Source organism: Aliiroseovarius sp. S2029 (genome assembly GCF_023195575.1).
In the GTDB taxonomy this organism is placed as follows: Bacteria; Pseudomonadota; Alphaproteobacteria; order Rhodobacterales; family Rhodobacteraceae; genus Aliiroseovarius; species Aliiroseovarius zhejiangensis.
The window spans coordinates 1-18,287 of record NZ_JALPQE010000006.1; the positions used below are offsets into that span (position 1 = coordinate 1).

The following is an 18,287-nucleotide window of genomic DNA, read 5'->3' on the forward strand; positions in this document are numbered from 1 at the left end:
TTCAAGCATGGCGCGACGGCGACTCAGCATATCTGTCCGGCGATAGGCGCGCTCTACCTCGCTGCCGACCGTATGCGCCAGCGCGAGCTCGGCCAAAACATGGTCATATCCATGCTCAGCCGCCCAATCGCGAAAGGTGGACCGCAATCCATGCGGTACCACCGGACGGCCCGAGCGGGCGTCGAGATAGCCAACACCGCCCGCCTGTTCCTCGGACTTCTGCATTTTGCGCATGACGGCAGACAGCGACATATCCGATAGCATCCCGCCTTGCGGGGCAAAGAACACAAAATCGCTGCCTTCCAGGCGCGGCAAGTCACGCAACAGCATGACCGCCTGATCTGGCAACGGCACGCGATGCTCGCGCCCCGCCTTCATCCGATCCGCAGGAATGACCCACAGCGCTTCATCAAGGTCCACCTCATCCCAGGTCATACCGCGCACCTCACCCGAGCGTGCGGCGGTCAGGCAAAGAAACTGCAAGGCGCGGGCAGAATTGCCACCGCGTTTGGCAAGCGCAGCCCACCAGCGCGGCGCGTCCTTGAGCGTGAGCGCGGCATGGTGGCGGGTCTTGGTGATCTTCTCGGGCTTGGGCAGAAGCTCGGATAGAAACCCTTTGTAACGCGCCGGGTTGTCGCTCTTGCGGTGGTTGGCGACGATGGCCCAGTCAAAGACTTTCTCAATCCGTCCTCGCAAACGCTTGGCCGTTTCCGTCTTGGTCAACCAGATCGGCTCCAGGATGCGCAACACGTCCTGCACCATCACCCCTTCCATCGACATATGCCCGATGACTGGCATCGCGTAGTTGTCCAGAGTCGAACGCCATTGCTTGCGGTGCTTGTCGTTGCGAAACTCTTTGAGTTTGATCTCAAGATAGCGATCCACGGCATTGGCAAAGGTCATGTTGCCATTGTGCTTGTTTCGCTCGATGCGCGGGTCCTTGCCATTGCGCACCATGCGCTTGTTCTCAAGCGCATCCTCGCGCGCCATCGCCAGAGTGCTAATCGGATAGCTGCCCAGCCCAAGCTCGACGCGCTTACCCCCGACAACCACGCGCTGCACCCACTGCTTGCGCCCCTTCTTGTCGAGCCGTAGGTAAAGCCCGGTGCCTTTGCCATCGTGATACTTGCCAGGTTCCCGCGCCTTGCTCACGAAAGCCGCTGTCAGTCCCGAATTTGGCCTTGGCTTAGTTGAATCGGTCATAAATATATCCCCCATATTATCCCCCACTAGATGCCGGATACAGTAAGAAGGTGCAAGACTCTATGGGAACCTATAATCGGCTATATAACTATAAATATAAAGATTTAGCTGGACGCAGTGAGATTGGGTCGGAATGCCCTATGGCTGCCTGTCTCTCCGCCACTAAAATCCTTATCTCAGGCGTGGGTTGCGTGTCTGTCAGCCATGATTAAGGGTGAATTTCCCGTTCCTACGTGGCGTTAATCTGCTCGAAAAACACGTGCAGCCCGGGGCGGGCCGCAATCTCCACATCCCTGCAGCTGTTGACGCCCTTCCCGTTGAGAAATAACTGTATTGTGGAACGGGTTTTGCACGATTGGGTCCAATGAAACGTCCGAGGTCTCTTGAGGATATCCGTTCTCTCACACGTTTAGAGGTACTGGAAAAGATCGGGGCGCGGCTGCGTCTGAAATCACTGTCGCAGCTGAAATCACGCGTCAGATTTCGCAGATATGCCAGTGCATGGAACGTGCCTGTCGATGAGAAATACTATGCCCGGCACAACAGGGATGCGCTTGTCGGCGGTGAAAGCGGGCATGAACATTTCAACGCAACAGGCTATCGCGAACTGCGCAACCCGCGCGCGGATTTTGACATTTGGTGGTACACGCAGAACTATCTGCTGGGAACCGCCGATCAGGACGCCAACCCCCTGTGGCATTACAACAAGGTCGGTCAAGCGCGCGGTCATCTGGCTCGCCCCCCGCAAAAGGTGGAGTTCCGGCCAGAGTTTTCAAAACCCCTCGCCCCGTCGCCCCGGCGGATCTGCCTGTTTGCCGGAACCGATCCGGATGGGCGGGTCGACGATACGGTTGTGACCTATCTGCGCGAAGTGTCGCGCCATGCGGATGTGTTCTTCCTTGCCGATGGTCCCGCCGTCGATTCCGAGCTCGCTAAGCTGGACGGAGTGGTTGAACGGGCCTGGGCAAGACGCCACGGCATGTTCGAATTCGGGGCCTACTCGATCCTGGCGCGCGAACTGGTCGGGTGGAACCGGATCGGGGCATATGACGAACTGATCCTTGCCCATGACGGCTGCTATCTGGTGCACCCGCTGAAGGACACGCTGGATGCGATGGCCGAAAAGCCCTGTGCGTGGTGGGGGTTGGTGGCCGGCAAGGGGTTCATCCCCGACACCCCGCGCGATGGCACACCAGATGACACGCCGATCCCCCTGCCCGATATCAAGGCGCAGCATCTGACCGCATATGAAGCGGATGACATTTATGATTTCCATGTCGGCGCGGGGATGCTTGGTTTCAGGTCGGCCGTCCTGCGCGACCCGAAGTTCCGGCGCGTTCTAGATCACGTCACCCGCGAAGATGACCCCCGTCTAAGGGCCCGAAAATACGATATCGGACTGACCCGTTTCCTGATCGGGCATGGATACGCGTTCGAAACACTTGTCGAGGACGTCGCCGCCGACCTTCCGACCCTGACAACCAAGGTTTTCACCCTGATTGAGGGCGGATTTCCCCTGCTCGACCGCGCGCTGCTGGGTGCCAACCCGTTTCGGCAGCCCGGCCTGCATCATTGGAAGGCTCGGATCGCACGGGCCAACCCCGATCTGGACACAAACGCGATCGAGCGTGACCTTCTGCGCCGGTCCGATGCCGGGCGCCTGCATGCTGCCTTCCGCATTGCCAAGACCCCCGGTCTGTCCCCCGCCCCACGATCTGCGGCGGGGATGTTCTATGAGGATCGCATCACCCCGAAATACGATCATTGGTGGGCGTTCCCGGTCTGTGCTTATAGCCACCAGTTTTCCGACAACACCCGCGCGGTGTTTGAACGCGTAAAAAATGACCCGTCGATCAAGAAAATCGTTCTGACCCAAAGCGTTCCGATAGAAGCGAAAGGGGTGAACGTGGTCGTGGCCCCGCTCGGCAGTCATGAAGGGCAGACCTATCTTCTGCGTGCGCGGCAGGTGTTTCTGAGACATGGCGTCCAGTCCAATATCGGCTATCCGTTATCGGGTGATCTGCACAAGTTCCACAATCTGTGGCACGGTATTCCACTAAAGCGCATCGGCTACACTTCGCTGGATACCCAGCATGCGCTGGATGATGTTGCCCGTGAAAACGGGCGTCTGACATCGGTCATCGCCTCGTCGGATGTCGACCGTCTTGCCATGACCGCAGCCTATTGGCCGCTCACCTATCACGACATCTGGGTCACGGGCTTGCCGCGACACGATTATATCCTGACGGACGAGACCCTGCTGCCCCCAGATTTCCAACTCCGGCTGAACCAACTGCGCAAGACCCTGAACGGCCGCAAATTTGTCCTGTTCGCGCCGACCTTTCGTGCGGATCAGGAAACGGGATATTACAGGTTCTCCGAGCAAGAGGTCAGCGACCTGACCCAATGGCTGACCCGGCACGGCATGGTGATGGGAGTGCGCGAACACATGGCCGACGAGGCGCGCCTTTACAGTTCGCAACTTCAGGGGGACTGCTTCTTTGACGCCTCCGAACGCCATTTCCCGGATATCGAGCTGTTGTATCGCGAGGCCAACATCTTGCTGACGGATTACTCCAGCTGTTTCATCGACTTCATGCTGACCGGGCGACCGGTGATCAGCTTTGCCTTCGACATGGAGCATTACGAACAGAACGAACGTGGTCTTTATTATGATATGAAGCTCGTTTTTCCGGGACCGATCTGCACGGATTTCAATGGGTTGATGCAGGCGTTAGAGGGCTCTGTCCGCCCGGAGTCAGACCAGGACCGCGCGGCCTATGACTGGAAGGTCAACTTCTTCCACCGTTTCCGCGACGCGGGCAGCAGCCAGCGTGTGGTGGACAGGGTCCGAGACACCTATGCCGGATCAAAACTGCTTTGGGCGTCGCGACCGGGACAGACCACGCCGGACCGAGCGGTGACATTTGTCACAGCATCGGACCCGGCAGGTGGCACAACTTCACACCGTTTGCTCGCGCTGCTTGACCCGTTGCGCAAACAGGGCTGGAGTTGCACCGTCGTGCAAGGCGAGCAGCTGCGCCCGAAACATCTGCGCCAGACCCGGACATTGGTCCTGTGCGGGGGGCAAATGACCGAAAGCCTTCTGGATCTGTGCGAAACCTTCAAGGCACATGGTGGCAAGGTCATCTTTGACCTAGCCAATGCAACACATGATTTTGGCGCGGTCAGCGAAACCGATCTGTTTCTTGGCGATCCCGATGCCTCGGGTGATTTTCTGATACAGGCTGAGCGCACCCAAAGTATGATTGAAACGGCCGATTACGTAACGGTTTCAACGCCCGGTCTCGCCCGGATGCTTGAGCAGGTCGGGACATCCGGCACCGTTGTACCCAGTGTTTTGACACCCGATGACAGGAGCCATCTGACCGATCTGCCCCCCATCAGTCGCGATGACGGGGTGATCCGGCTGTGCCTGATCCTGGACCGTTTCACCCCGCTCGCGGATTTTTCCCTCTGCCGTGATGCAGTGTCCGAACTGCTGACACACCACCCTTCCCTGGAGCTTCACCTGATCGACGGGCCGGATATTGACGCGCTCGGAATGGCAGGTCACAGGGATCAGGTCAGGCGCCATCCGGTGCCGAATGGTGCTGAACTTCATCACCTTCTGAACCGCATGGACATCAACCTGGCCCCCGTCGCCCCGCTTGTATTCAGCCGGTCCAGGGACGATACGCGCTTGATCATGGCGGCACAGCACCGGATCCCGACGATCCTGACCCCCACCCATCCCTTTGCAGACGTGGCGGACGACCAGAAAACGGCCATACTGGCACAGACGAAAGAGGGTTGGACCCGGTCCATCGAGACCTTGATCAGCGACCCCGACCTGCGACACCGCATCGGCGTCGCAGCATTTCAGGACCTGCTGCCACAGTTTGCCGCGTCACGATCCGCCAAAATACTGGCAGAAGTTATGGACGCCGCCCACCGAAACGGCTAACCGTGCAGTCACCTTTCATGGCAACAAAGGAAACAGACCTTGCGAGTCATCACCTATGGAACCTTCGACACCCTGCATTATGGGCACATCCTGCTGCTGGAGCGCGCAAAGGCGATGGGCGATTACCTGATCGTCGGGTTGTCAACGGACACCTTCAACGCCACCAAGGGAAAAAAAGCACATCTCAGCTATGAGATGCGGCGGGATCTATTGCTCAGCCTGCGCTGTGTTGACCTGATCATTCCGGAAAACACCTGGGAACAGAAACCCGATGACATCCGCACCCACAAGGCCGACATCTTCACGATGGGCAGTGATTGGGAAGGCAAGTTCGACGAGTTGAAAGAGTTCTGCGAGGTGCGCTATCTGCCGCGCACCCCGCGTGTGTCCAGCACCGCGATCCGCAACGCGTCGGTCAAAGCCTGACGACTTTCGGGTAGTTTCTGATCAGAACGGCGCCTCCAGATCGCTCAGCCGGACATAGACGGTTTTCAGCTCGGAATAATGTTCGATCGCCGCTTTCGAGTTTTCGCGCCCGACGCCTGAAGCTTTGGTGCCTCCAAACGGGGCTTCGACAGGCGCGTCGTTATAGGTGTTGATGTAGCAGGTGCCAGCCTCGAACCCGGCCACCACGCGATGCGCGCGGGTCAGGTCGTTGGTGAACACCCCGGCGGCCAACCCGAACTCGGTCGCGTTGGCGCGGGCCATCACCTCGTCTTCGGTTTCGAAATCCAGCACTGACATGACGGGGCCGAAAATTTCTTCGCGCGCGATGGTCATGTCGTCTGTTACATCGGCAAAGACGGTGGGTTGCAGGAAGAACCCGTCCCCGTCAATCCGATTGCCGCCATAGACCAGACGCGCGCCCTCTTCTTTACCCTTCGCGATATAATTCATGACGATGTTCAACTGGCCTTCGCTAACCATCGGACCGAAACTGGTTTCCGGGTCGAGCGGGTCGCCGATGATGGCTTTGTCCAGCCGTTCTGCCAGACGCTTCAGAAACGCCTCTTTGATGCCCTTTTGCACGAAGACCCGCGTGCCGTTGGAACAGACCTGTCCGGACGAATAGAAATTGCCCAGAATGGCGCCGGACACGGCGTTGTCGGTATCTGCGTCGTCGAACACGATCAATGGAGATTTGCCGCCCAGTTCCATGGTGACATGCTTCATTTCGGCCGCCGCCGCGGCATAGACCTTCTTGCCGGTGGGCACGGAGCCAGTCAGCGACACTTTGGCCACACGCGGGTCAGTGACGAGCGCCGCGCCGACCTCGCCCATGCCCTGCACCACGTTGAACACGCCCGCAGGCGCGCCCGCTTCCATCAGGATTTCCGCGACTTTCAACGCCGATAGGGGTGTCGTTTCGGACGGCTTGAACACAGACGTGTTGCCGCATGCCAGCGCGGGCGCGGCTTTCCAGCACGCAATCTGGGTCGGATAGTTCCACGCCCCGATGCCGACGCAGACGCCCAAGGCCTCGCGCCGTGTATAGACGAAATCGCCGTTGGCTAGCTGGATGTGCTCGCCGGTCAGGCTGCCCGCGATCCCCCCGAAATACTCCAACGCATCCGCGCCCGAGGTCGCATCGGCAACGCTGGTCTCCTGATAGGGTTTGCCGGTGTCCAGCGTTTCCAGAACTGACAGGTCATGGTTGCGCTCGCGCATGATATCGGCGGCGCGGCGCAGAATACGGCCGCGTTCAGTGCCCGTCATCGCCGCCCAATCGGCCTGCGCCGCTTTTGCAGCGGCCAAGGCCTTGTCGATAATGGCGGGAGTTGCTGAATGAAGCTGCGCGATCACTTCGCCGGTGGCCGGAAAAATCACGTCGAACGGCGTGCCGTCGGTATCCTCGACATACTCACCGCCGATGAAATGGCTTGCTTTGGGTTGCGCTCTCATGCCCTTGCCTCTCTGCATTGTGCGATCTCAGCCGCCGGGCGGCGGGATTCGCACCTATCAATGGATTTGACCAAGTCTTTCAGGATGGGCTGGGAAGAACCATCCAAAAGGCGACGGACCAGGGCGCGCTTTCGACCCCTGCCCAAACGACCCCAAGATCCGTCAGCCCTTGAAGCCCATGGCTACCACGAATTTCTCGGAACTGTCCGACCGGCTGGACGGCGGCTTCACATTCATCACCTTCTCGAACTTCAGCTTGAGCAGCTTCTGCAACTCGCCCTCGGCCCCACCGGCCAGAACCTTGGCGACGAAGGTGCCGCCCTCGTCCAGCACGTCAAAGGCGAAATAGGCCGCGGCCTCGCACAGCGCGATGATGCGCAGGTGGTCGGTTTGCTTGTGGCCGGAACTTGACGCGGCCATGTCCGACATGACCACATCCGCCTTGCCGCCCAACAGCTCTTTCACCTTCACATCCGCATCGTCTTCCATGAAATCGAGCTGGTGGAATGTGGCGCCTGCCAGTGGTTCAACCTCTTGCAGGTCAATACCCAGAAACGTGCCGACCTTCTTGCCGCTTTTTTCGCCAAGCGCATTGATGCGCGGCACGGCGACCTGCGCCCAGCCCCCCGGCGCACAGCCCAGATCCACGACCCGCGCCCCATTCACCAGAAACCGGAACTTGTCGTCCAATTCCATGATCTTGTAGGCTGCGCGCCCGCGATAGCCTTCGGCCTTGGCGCGTTGCACGTAAGGATCGTTCAACTGCCGTTGCAACCACCGGGTCGAGCTGTTGCGCCGTCCGCGCGCGGTTTTCACCTTCACCGTCAGATCGCGCTGCCCGCGGCCCGAGCTTTTTCGCACCCGACCGCCTTTTTTGCCACCTGTGCCTGTCATCAGAATGGTCCGCCTTCCAAAACACCGTCCGCAGACATCTGCGAATACAGGATGCCCTCGCGCAACCCGCGATCCGCGACACTCAGCCGATCCGTGGGCCAGACCCGCAATAACGCCTGCAGGATCGCAGCGCCAGACATGATCAGCGATTGCCGGTCACGCCCGATATGCGAGTTCATTCGCCGCCCCTGTGGCCCGAGCGCCAGATACCCCTGGATCACACGCTCGATCTGGTCCGAGGTCATGCGCAGCCCGTCCACCTTGGTGCGGTCATAGCGGCGCAGCCCCAGATGGGTCGCGGCCACGGTCGTCACGGTGCCGGATGTGCCGATGATCTGGAACCCGGCGCGCGGGGGTTCGTGGTGGAACGGGCTGAAGCCCGCCAGTTGTTCTTCGAAATGCACCGACATCAGGGCATAGCGTCCGGCGTCGTCTTCGACATCATCAAACATCTCGCGCAATGTGGCCACGCCCAACGGGACCGAAATCCAGTCCACCACGCTGGCGGCCGGAAATTCGCTGGCGCCGCCGATGAAACCACGCCCCATCCGCATGATGGACCGTGCGCGTTCCATCGGCGGCACTTTGGACAGGTCGATCCAGACCAGCTCGGTCGAGCCGCCGCCGATATCGACGACAAGCAACTGTTCGGTTTTGGTCGACACCAGCGGCGCGCAGGAGACCACGGCAAGGCGCGCCTCTTCCTCGGGCTTGATGATCTCAAGCTCCAGCCCGGTTTCGCGCCGGATGTAGTTCATGAAACTTCTGCCATTTGACGCCCGGCGACAGGCTTCGGTGGCAACAAGGCGCATCCGTTTCACGTCATGCTTGATCAGCTTCTTGCGGCAGATGCGCAGCGCCTGAACGGTGCGCGACATGGACGACCGGCTCAGCCGGCCCGAGGCCTCAAGCCCGTTTCCAAGCTGCACCGATTTCGAAAAGCTGTCCACGACGTGAAACTGGCTCCCCTTTGGTTGGGCAACCAGCATTCGACAACTGTTGGTTCCAAGGTCCAGAGCCGCATAGAGGCTGGCCGGATCCACGGGTGACGGCGCGGGGGTATCGACCGCTTTCGGGAACGCGCCCGCACCTTTGGGACGCTTGGGCGCCATAGCTCACGCCCTCCATTTCAAGTTGGTTTAAAGATAGGGCGGCGCCGGTGGTCTGGCAATCCCCTCACGCGATCCGAGATGCAGAATTTCGTCGTCGCACATAATCATCTTGAGAAGTTTTCAGCCCTACCCCCATGGCCGGACGCGCTGCTCTGGCGTATCCCCATTGGGTCAATCAAAGTCGCGCGGGGTCGCTTGTGGCCCGTGTGACGTCGAAAAACGACGCAGGAAACGCCCCACCCACGCGTAGGTAAGGGACAGCGGAGGAGGAAGATTCGCATGCCAGACGTAACCATTGTGTATTGGAGGGATATTCCCGCCCAGGTGATCGTCGGCAAAGGGCGTCGCGGGGCCAAGGCACCGCTGCCCGAGCGGTTCGAACAGGCCATTGACCGGGCCGCCATGAAGGTGAACGCAAAAGACAGCGATGCCTATCTGGCGGAATGGCGCAAGGCTGCCCCCTATACCGTGGACGGAGACCCGCACGAGGTTGCAGCGGCCGAGGCCGCCCGGATCGACGCGGAATATGACAAAGAGCGGCTGATCGCTCTGATTGGCAACGACGGATGGGCGTAAGCCTGTCCCGAATAAAGGAGGCAGCCATGGCGCTGTTGAACTTCCGCAAGAAGCCGACCGAAGGTCAGGCCAAGCCCGCATCCCCCGCCCTTCGGGCGTTCCTGAAAGGCTATTCGATCGAGGTGATGCCGCGCACCGCCGAAAAGGTCGCCGATTTCCGCGACCTGCTGCCCGACGGCACCCGCGTCTATATCGCCCATATCGACGGCACGCCGATCGAAGACATGGTCGCCACCGCCAAACGCATCAATGCCGAAGGGTTCGAGGTGATGCCGCACTTCCCTGCGCGCATCATCAAGGACGAAGCCACGCTGGCCGACTGGATTGCCCGCTATCAGGGTGAAGCGAACGTGAAACAGGCGCTGCTGCTGGCCGGTGGGGTGGAAAAACCCCATGGTGACTTCCACTGCTCGATGCAACTGTTGGAAACCGGGCTGTTCGACAAGGCCGGGTTCACCCAGTTGAACGTGGCCGGCCACCCGGAAGGCAATCGCGACATCGACCCGGACGGGTCACGCAAGAACGTCATGGAAGCCCTTCTTTGGAAACAGAAATTCTCGGAACGCACCGACGCGCAGATGGCGATTGCCACGCAATTCGCGTTCGAGGCCGGGCCGATCATCAAATGGGCCGACAGCCTGAAAGACGCAGGCGTGGACCTTCCCATCCACATCGGCATCGCGGGTCCAGCCAAGCTGCAAACGCTGATCAAGTTTGCCATTGCCTGCGGCGTCGGCCCGTCCCTGAAAGTGCTGCAAAAACGCGCGATGGATGTGACCAAGCTGCTCTTGCCCTATGAGCCCACCGACGTTTTGACCGAACTGGCAAACCACAAGGCGGCCAATCCCGACTTCAACATCACTCAGGTGCATTTCTTCCCGCTGGGCGGGATAAAGACCAATGCGAACTGGGCCATCGAAAACGGCGGCGAAAACACCGCCCCAGTCAACATGACCAAAGGATAAAGAATGACCCGTACCATCGTTGAATCTGAAACGAAAACCGCCATTATCGGTTTTGATCAGCCGTTCTGTGTTATTGGTGAACGCATTAACCCGACCGGGCGTAAGGTTCTGAACGCTGAACTGGAAGCGGGCGATTTCAGCCGCGTCCAAAGTGACGCGCTGGCGCAGGTCGCGGCAGGGGCGACGGTGCTGGACATCAACTCGGGCGCGGTGTTTTCCAACAAGATGGCGGAAGACCCGCGTTATGCCGACAACAACTTCGTCGAACCGGACCTGATGCGGCAACTGGTGGAAACCGTGCAGGCGGTGACGGATTGCCCGCTGTGCATCGATTCGTCCGTTCCCGGCGCGCTTGAAGCCGGGCTGAAAGCCGCCAAGGGCCGCCCGCTTCTGAACTCGGTCACAGGCGAAGAAGAGCGGCTGGAAATGGTTCTGCCGCTGGTCAAGAAATACAACGTGCCGGTGGTGGCGATTTCAAACGACGATACGGGGATTTCCGAAGACCCGGATGTGCGTTTTGCGGTTGCCAAGAAAATTGTCGAACGCGCTGCCGATTTCGGCATCCCGGCCCACGATATCGTGGTTGACCCGCTGGTCATGCCCATCGGAGCCATGGGAACGGCGGGCCTTCAGGTCTTTACCCTCGTGCGTCGATTGCGTGAAGAACTGGGCGTGAACACGACCTGTGGCGCCTCGAACATCTCATTCGGGCTGCCCAACCGGCACGGCATCAACAACGCCTTCCTGCCGATGGCAATGGGCGCCGGCATGACGTCCGCGATCATGAACCCCGTCGCCCTGCCCGTTGGCCCTACCAAACTGGCTGAAAAGAAGGCTGAAGTGGAAGCCAAGGGCATCGTGATCCCCGCCGACATGGATGACGAGACCTTCTGCCAATTGTTTGGGCTTGGATCGACCAAACCCAAGGCCGGCAAGGAAATGGAGGCGATCCGCGCCGCCAATTTCCTGACCAACAACGACGATGGCGGGGCCGAATGGATCAAGTTCAACTCGGTGAATGCAGGGGCTGCGGGGGCAGCAGGTGGCCGTCGCGGAGGGCGTCGTCGCCGGGGCTGACCTCACCCGCAACGCAAATGATCAAGGCTCGCCCTGCGCGAGCCTTTTTTATTGGTGAAGTCATTCTCCACCGCTGACCCAAACGGTGTTTTGTGCTAGGATACCAAGGTTGAGAAGGTCTTGCATTCAGGCGCCACACCAAAGGAGGGTGAACCCATGATTGTGAGGATATTTCAGGTCGTTATACGACCCGGCAAGGAAGAGGCGTTCAGTACATTCTTCCACGACACCGCAATTCCGTTGATGAAAAGAACCAAGGGACTCGTCCATGTGATCCCGGGCGCACCGCTGCCCGACACGCCCAGTGAGTTCTGTTTCGTCATGGTTTGGGAAAATATCAACGCGTTGAAGGCCTTTGTCGGTGACGACATTTCCAGCCCGCATATCGACCCGGCGGAAGCAGAGCTGGTTGAATCGCGGTCCATCAAACACTATCAGTTCGTTGAGTCCGAACTGTTATTATAACTGTTTTTCATTGCCTTACGCAGTTTTATTAATGCTTCTTGCGCCTTGAACGACGCAAGACGATGTCAAGCGCGGCAGAGGAGGTGCAGAAAACCTCCTCCTTCCCTTCGGTCAATCGCTGGATTTGACACATCTCAAAGTCACCGGGGTGCGCGACCTCTACCCAGTGCCTGTGCGTAACAGGAAAGGACCGGCCGATGAGCGCCCCCCTCGACGACATCACCATACTCGATCTGACCCATGTGCTGGCAGGCCCCTATTGTTCGATGATCCTGTCGGATCTGGGCGCCAGGGTCATCAAGGTGGAACAACCCGAAACCGGCGATGACACCCGCCACTTCCCGCCGTTTCGCGATGGGTTCAGCGCCTATTTCGCCACCATCAACCGCAACAAGCAATCCATTGCCCTGAACCTGAAGAGCAACGCGGATCGCGCTGTTTTTGAACGTCTTTTGGGTCAGGTCGACGTCGTGATGGAAAACTATCGTCCCGGCGTGATGGAGCGTCTGGGCTATGGCTGGGACAGCCTGTCGGCCAAACACCCCCACCTGATCTATGGGGCCGTGTCGGGCTTCGGCCATACCGGACCGGACGCCGAGCGTCCCGCTTATGACATGGTGGTGCAGGCCCGTGGTGGCGTGATGTCGATCACCGGCGAGAAGAACCGCGAACCGGTGCGTGTGGGCGCCTCGGTCGGCGACATCGTGGCTGGGATGTTCCTGGGCCATGGCCTTCTGGCGGCGCTCTATCAACGGCAGAAAACCGGCAAGGGGCAGAAGATCGACGTGGCGATGCTGGACAGCCAGTTGGCCATTCTGGAACATGCCGTCGCGATCACCAGCGAAACAGGTATCCCGCCGGGTCCGTCCGGGGCGCGCCATCCGTCCATCGCACCGTTCGAGACCTATCACACCAAGGATGGCCTGATGGTCATCGCTTGCGGCAATGACGCACTGTTTCGGAAGTTCTGCGAAGTGATCGGCAAGCCGAAATGGGCCAAATGGGTAGAGTTCTCCACCAATCTTGCCCGATGCGAAAACGTCATGCTGCTCAGGCGCAAGATCGAGGCCGTCACCCTTGCCCATCCGCGCGCCTATTGGATCAAGCTCTTTACCGCCTCCGGCATCCCCTGCGCGCCCATTCAGGACGTGGCCGAAGCGATGCGGGATCCGCAAATTCTTGCCCGCAACATGGTCGTGAACATGCCCGCGCCAGGGGATGACCAACCGTTCAAGGCGGCGGGCAACCCGATCAAGATGTCAGACATGCCCGACATGACCGTGGCCGGACCTGCGCCCCTGCTGGATGGGGACCGCGCCGAAATTCTGACATGGCTTGAGCAATGTGAGACCGGCACGCCCCCTGCCCGGTGATGCATTGGGTCTGCTAAGCGTCTGATTTCCCCTGTTCTGACGAAAAAGACGTTTCCTTCCCGAAGATGCCGCTGGCAGGCATTGCACCTGCTGGCGGCATCCGTAGATTGGGCGAAACTTTGCAGGGAACGCGCGCGCATGTCACAGGATCCTTTGGTCGTCTTCACCCCCTCCGGCAAACGGGGCCGATTTGCCGTCGGCACCCCCATTCTGACCGCTGCGCGCCAGTTGGGCGTCGATCTGGACAGCGTCTGTGGCGGGCGCGGCATTTGTTCGAAATGTCAGATCACACCTGCCTATGGCGAATTTCCGAAACATGGGGTCACGGTGCACGAGAATGCCCTGTCGGACTGGAACAAAGTCGAACAACGCTATGACGACATTCGCGGCCTGCCCAAGGGGCGTCGGCTGGGCTGTCAGGCCACGGTGCAAGGCGATGTGGTGATCGACGTGCCCCCCGAAAGCCAGGTGCACAAACAGGTCGTGCGCAAACGGGCCGAGGCGCGGGACATCACGCTCGACCCGCTGGTCAAGCTGTTTTATGTCGCCGTGGAAGAGCCCGACATGCACGAACCGTCCGGCGATCTGGAGCGTCTGATCAAGGCGCTGCATGAGCAGTGGGACCTGGACGATGTGAAAGCGGACCTGCATATCCTGCAATCCATGCAGCCGATCCTGCGCAAGGGCGATTGGAAGGTCACGGTGGCGGTGCATCTGGGCGATGTCGAAAACCCGCCCCGCATCATGCACCTGTGGCCCGGATATTACGAGGGCGCCGTATACGGCGTGGCGATCGACCTGGGCTCGACCACCATCGCCGGCCATCTGTGTGACTTGGCCACGGGCGAGGTCGTGGCCTCGTCCGGCTTGATGAACCCGCAGATCCGTTTTGGCGAAGACCTGATGAGCCGGGTCAGCTATTCGATGATGAACCCCACCGGCGCGCAGGAAATGACCGATGCGGTGCGCGAGGGGCTGAACACTCTGTTTGCGCAAATCGCGTCCGAGGCCGAGATCGACACCTCGCTGATCATGGATATGGTCGTGGTCTGCAACCCGGTGATGCATCACCTGTTGTTGGGCATTGACCCGTTCGAACTGGGGCAAGCGCCGTTCGCGCTGGCGACCTCCGATGCGCTCAGGCTTCGGGCGGATGATCTGAACCTGTCCGTCCACCATTCGGCCCGCGTCTATCTGTTGCCCTGCATCGCGGGCCATGTGGGGGCGGATGCCGCCGCCGTCGCCCTGTCGGAAGCGCCCGACAAGTCTGACGACCTTGTGCTGGTCGTCGATGTGGGTACGAATGCCGAGATTTTGCTGGGCGACAAGACCGGCGTGCTGGCCTGTTCCTCGCCCACAGGTCCCGCCTTTGAAGGCGCGCAGATCAGCGCGGGTCAACGCGCGGCCCCCGGCGCGATTGAACGGGTCGAAATCGACCCCACCACCAAGGAACCGCGTTTCAAGGTCATCGGATCGGACCTGTGGTCCACCGATCCCGGCTTTGACCTGGCCATCGCCACCACCGGCGTGACCGGCATTTGCGGCTCGGGCATTATCGAGGTGATCGCCGAAATGCGGATGGCCGGGCTGGTTGATGCGGGCGGGCTGATCGGATCGCCCGAACAAACCGGCACCGATCGGTGTTTCGCAGACGGGCGTACCTATTCCTATCGCCTGTGGGACGGTGACGGCGCAAATGGACCGATTGCCGTCACCAATGCCGATATCCGCGCAATCCAGATGGCCAAGGCCGCGCTTTATTCCGGTGCGCGGCTTCTGATGGACAAGCGCGGCGTCGATAAGGTGGATCGAGTGGTGCTGGCCGGGGCTTTTGGGGCGCATATCTCGGCCAAGCACGCGATGGTACTGGGGATGATCCCCGATTGCCCGCTGGACAAGGTGACATCTGCAGGCAACGCGGCGGGAACAGGTGCACGCATCGCACTGTTGAACCGGGGGGCGCGGGCCGAGATCGAAGAGACGGTGCGCAAGATCCAGAAGATCGAAACCGCGGTCGAGCCACGCTTTCAGGAGCATTTCGTCAATGCCTCGGCCATGCCCAACGCGGTGGACCCGTTCCCTATCCTGCGCGGGGTCGTCACCCTGCCCGACCTCAGCTTCAATGCCGGCGGCGGCGAGGGCGATACGGGCCGACAACGGCGCAGACGCAGGCGCGGCTGACACGCGCACAGGGCCACTTGACGGCCCGGCGCCGGTGGCATAACCAAAGCCAAAGGCGGGTGTAGCTCAATGGTAGAGCAGCAGCTTCCCAAGCTGACGACGAGGGTTCGATTCCCTTCACCCGCTCCAGATTTCCACTCCCCGCCGGATGCCGATACCAGCGCAGCTGGCCGATCATATGGTATCCTGATGTCTGATCCCTTCGCCCATATCCCGCTTGTCACGCCCCTGAATGCCGCACAGTTGCAAAGTGTGGGTGTGCCGAAGGGTTGGCATTATGGGCTGGCTGACCGGGTCCGGTTTCACGAGTTGGACGCCCTGAACCACGTGAACAACGTCGCCTATTTCCGGTGGTTCGAGTCGATCCGCATCCCCTATTTCGCGCATGTTCACGTGACGAGCTATCAGGACGGCGATCCGCAGGTGGTGCTCGCCACGAACTATGCGCGCTATTTCAAACCTCTGCATCTGGGCGACAATTACGTGATCACCACGCGCACCAAAAGCTTTCGCACCAGTTCCTTCGTGATGGAATACGGCACGTATGTGGATGGCGAACTGATGTGCGGCTCGGAAAGCGTGATCGTGACGCTGGAACAGGACGGCGTGACAAAGCGACCACTGCGGCCTGAGACCATCGCGGCCTTCCGGGCCGAAGGGGCCGAAGGGCCGGCGTAACAGCTATCCCAGCAGCGCCTTGCGCAGCATGTTCAGCGCCACCAGAGTCAGAAACACCGCAAACACCCGTTTCAATGGCTTGGGGTCCATCGCGTGCGCGATCTTCACGCCATAAGGCGTGGTGATCATCGTCATCGCCACCACCAAAGCAAAGGCGGGCAGGTTAACGGCCCCAACCGTGAAAGGCGGCCGGGCATCCGGCGCGATGGACACCATCAGAAAGCCCAGCACCGACGGCACGGCAATCAGCACGCCGAACCCGGCCGCTGTGGCCACCGCGTTGTGAATGGGTCGCCCGTGCAGGGTCATCAAGGGCACCCCGAAACTGCCGCCACCAATGCCCATCAACACGGAAAGGAACCCAAGCATCGGTGACAGAACCGCGCGGCGCAGTCCTGTCGGCATCGCTTCGGCCAGCCGCCAATCGGCACGCCCAAACCCCAGATAGGCGCCGATCACCAACCCCAGCCCACCAAAGATGGCCTGCAACACGGTCGAGCGCAGTCCCGAGGCCACCAGCACCCCGATCACAGCGCCCACCGCGATCCCCGGTGCCCATGTTTTCAGGATGTCCCATTCCACCGCGCCCTTGCGATTGTGCGAATGGACCGAGCGCAGCGAGGTGACGATAATGGTCGCCAGAGACGTCGCCAGGCAGACCTGCATCAACTGGTCCGACGCGTAACCCAGCGCGGTGAAGGCATAGAAAAATGCAGGAACAAGCACGATCCCGCCGCCGACGCCCAAAAGCCCCGCCAGAACTCCGGCGAAAGCACCGATTACAAGCAAAAGCCCGGCCATCGGCAGAAGGATTGAAAGATCAGGCATGGATGGTCTCAGCTTGCAGGGACGTGGTCTGGCACATGTGACAGCGCCTCGGCCAGCAAGGCAACCCCTGCCCCGTCCTGTGACGCCCCCTCGGACAGGATACGCCGCCATTTACGCGCACCGGGACGCCCGGTGAAAACACCCAGCATGTGCCGGGTGATCGAATGCAGACGCACACCCTGAGCGAGTTGCGCCTCGATATAGGGATACATCGCCTCGACCACCTCATGCGCCGAACGCACAGGTGCAGGATCACCGAAAATCACCCGATCGGCACCAACAAGCACAGACGCCGGGTCGTGATAGGCCGCCCGCCCGATCATCACCCCGTCCATCACATCCAGATGAGCGCGCGCGTCATCAAGCGTCGTAATGCCCCCGTTGATCGACAGATGCAGATCAGGGAACGCCGCTTTCATGCGATGTACCAACGGGTAGTCCAAGGGGGGAATATCCCGGTTCTCCTTCGGGCTGAGGCCCTGAAGCCAGGCCTTGCGGGCATGAATCGTGAACCGTGTGACACCTGCCGCGGCGACGGTTTCGATGAAGGCGGGCAACACATCGTCGGGCGCTTGATCATCAACACCGATCCGACATTTTACCGTCACTTCAATATCGTGTGCCGCATCTTTCATCGCCGCCATGCAGTCGGCCACCAATGGCGCATCCCGCATCAACACCGCCCCGAACGTTCCCGACTGCACCCGATCCGAGGGACAGCCGACATTCAGGTTCACCTCGTCATACCCCCGTTCGACACACAATTTGGTGGCCGCGGCCAGTTCCCTGGGGTCCGACCCACCAAGCTGCACGGCCACGGGATGTTCTTCGATATTGTAGTCCAGCAAATGCACCGCACCACCGCGCACCAAGGCCGGGGCCGTGACCATCTCGGTATATAAAAGCGCGCGGCGGCTCATCAGCCGGTGAAAGTATCGGCAATGGCGGTCTGACCAATCCATCATGGGTGCGACGGACAGGCGGGCGGCGGCGCGTATGTCGTGACTGGTGCTCATCGCGCGCTTCATAAGCGATGGCGGGGCGCAAGGCCAGAGCCTCGCGCATC

The 18,287-nt window shown here is 60.4% G+C and carries 15 protein-coding genes and 1 tRNA gene; 10 read left to right on the plus strand and 6 right to left on the minus strand.

Annotation, left to right across the window (positions count from 1 at the left end; all coding sequences use genetic code 11):
• A partial coding sequence (locus MUY21_RS12810) for a site-specific integrase (protein WP_248410750.1) occupies positions 1 to 1,203 on the minus strand: 1,203 nt, incomplete at its 3' end.
• Between the two features lie 364 nt (positions 1,204 to 1,567).
• On the opposite strand from MUY21_RS12810, the gene MUY21_RS12815 reads away from it, so the two are divergent.
• Entirely contained in the window at positions 1,568 to 5,170 is a 3,603-nt protein-coding gene (locus tag MUY21_RS12815; RefSeq protein ID WP_248410751.1) for a CDP-glycerol glycerophosphotransferase family protein, read from the plus strand.
• A 39-nt stretch (positions 5,171 to 5,209) separates the two neighbouring features.
• A complete protein-coding gene (gene tagD, locus MUY21_RS12820; RefSeq protein ID WP_248410752.1) occupies positions 5,210 to 5,596 on the plus strand; it encodes a glycerol-3-phosphate cytidylyltransferase in 387 nt (128 codons plus the stop codon).
• A 21-nt stretch (positions 5,597 to 5,617) separates the two neighbouring features.
• Here tagD and betB read toward each other — a convergent pair whose 3' ends face one another.
• The 3 genes from betB to MUY21_RS12835 form a co-directional block, all read right to left on the minus strand.
• Positions 5,618 to 7,072, minus strand: a complete 1,455-nt coding sequence (gene betB / locus MUY21_RS12825; RefSeq protein WP_248410753.1) for a betaine-aldehyde dehydrogenase — start codon at positions 7,070 to 7,072, stop codon at positions 5,618 to 5,620.
• Between the two features lie 162 nt (positions 7,073 to 7,234).
• The gene (locus MUY21_RS12830; protein ID WP_248410754.1) at positions 7,235 to 7,966 is read right to left on the minus strand and encodes an RlmE family RNA methyltransferase; all 732 of its coding nucleotides are present in this window, start codon (positions 7,964 to 7,966) and stop codon (positions 7,235 to 7,237) included.
• Positions 7,966 to 9,078, minus strand: a complete 1,113-nt coding sequence (locus MUY21_RS12835) for a Ppx/GppA phosphatase family protein (protein ID WP_248410755.1) — start codon at positions 9,076 to 9,078, stop codon at positions 7,966 to 7,968. Before MUY21_RS12835 ends, MUY21_RS12830 begins: the two co-directional genes overlap by 1 nt.
• A 279-nt stretch (positions 9,079 to 9,357) precedes the next feature.
• On the opposite strand from MUY21_RS12835, the gene MUY21_RS12840 reads away from it, so the two are divergent.
• From MUY21_RS12840 to MUY21_RS12875, 8 genes are all read left to right on the plus strand, one after another.
• Positions 9,358 to 9,654, plus strand: coding sequence for a virulence factor (locus MUY21_RS12840; protein WP_191285813.1), 297 nt, complete (start codon positions 9,358 to 9,360; stop codon positions 9,652 to 9,654).
• A 26-nt stretch (positions 9,655 to 9,680) separates the two neighbouring features.
• Positions 9,681 to 10,619, plus strand: a complete 939-nt coding sequence (locus MUY21_RS12845) for a methylenetetrahydrofolate reductase (protein ID WP_248410756.1) — start codon at positions 9,681 to 9,683, stop codon at positions 10,617 to 10,619.
• 3 nt (positions 10,620 to 10,622) lie between these two features.
• Positions 10,623 to 11,696 (plus strand): methyltetrahydrofolate cobalamin methyltransferase, encoded by a 1,074-nt coding sequence (locus MUY21_RS12850; protein WP_248410757.1) that lies wholly within the window; start codon positions 10,623 to 10,625, stop codon positions 11,694 to 11,696.
• A gap of 156 nt (positions 11,697 to 11,852) precedes the next feature.
• On the plus strand, positions 11,853 to 12,161 hold the full coding sequence (locus tag MUY21_RS12855) for a hypothetical protein (RefSeq protein ID WP_248410758.1): 309 nt from the start codon (positions 11,853 to 11,855) through the stop codon (positions 12,159 to 12,161).
• Between the two features lie 197 nt (positions 12,162 to 12,358).
• Complete coding sequence (locus tag MUY21_RS12860; RefSeq protein WP_248410759.1) at positions 12,359 to 13,534, plus strand: CoA transferase; 1,176 nt, start codon at positions 12,359 to 12,361, stop codon at positions 13,532 to 13,534.
• A 138-nt stretch (positions 13,535 to 13,672) separates the two neighbouring features.
• Positions 13,673 to 15,715 (plus strand): ASKHA domain-containing protein, encoded by a 2,043-nt coding sequence (locus tag MUY21_RS12865; protein ID WP_248410760.1) that lies wholly within the window; start codon positions 13,673 to 13,675, stop codon positions 15,713 to 15,715.
• A 55-nt stretch (positions 15,716 to 15,770) separates the two neighbouring features.
• A tRNA-Gly gene (locus MUY21_RS12870) sits at positions 15,771 to 15,844 on the plus strand.
• Between the two features lie 60 nt (positions 15,845 to 15,904).
• Complete coding sequence (locus tag MUY21_RS12875) at positions 15,905 to 16,393, plus strand: thioesterase family protein (RefSeq protein ID WP_248410761.1); 489 nt, start codon at positions 15,905 to 15,907, stop codon at positions 16,391 to 16,393.
• Positions 16,394 to 16,396: 3 nt separating this feature from the next.
• On the opposite strand, the gene MUY21_RS12880 is transcribed toward MUY21_RS12875, so the two are convergent.
• Both MUY21_RS12880 and dusA read right to left on the minus strand, forming a co-directional pair.
• On the minus strand, positions 16,397 to 17,221 hold the full coding sequence (locus MUY21_RS12880) for a sulfite exporter TauE/SafE family protein (RefSeq protein ID WP_248410762.1): 825 nt from the start codon (positions 17,219 to 17,221) through the stop codon (positions 16,397 to 16,399).
• Between the two features lie 8 nt (positions 17,222 to 17,229).
• The gene (dusA, locus tag MUY21_RS12885) at positions 17,230 to 18,237 is read right to left on the minus strand and encodes a tRNA dihydrouridine(20/20a) synthase DusA (RefSeq protein ID WP_248410763.1); all 1,008 of its coding nucleotides are present in this window, start codon (positions 18,235 to 18,237) and stop codon (positions 17,230 to 17,232) included.
• Positions 18,238 to 18,287: the final 50 nt, after the last annotated feature.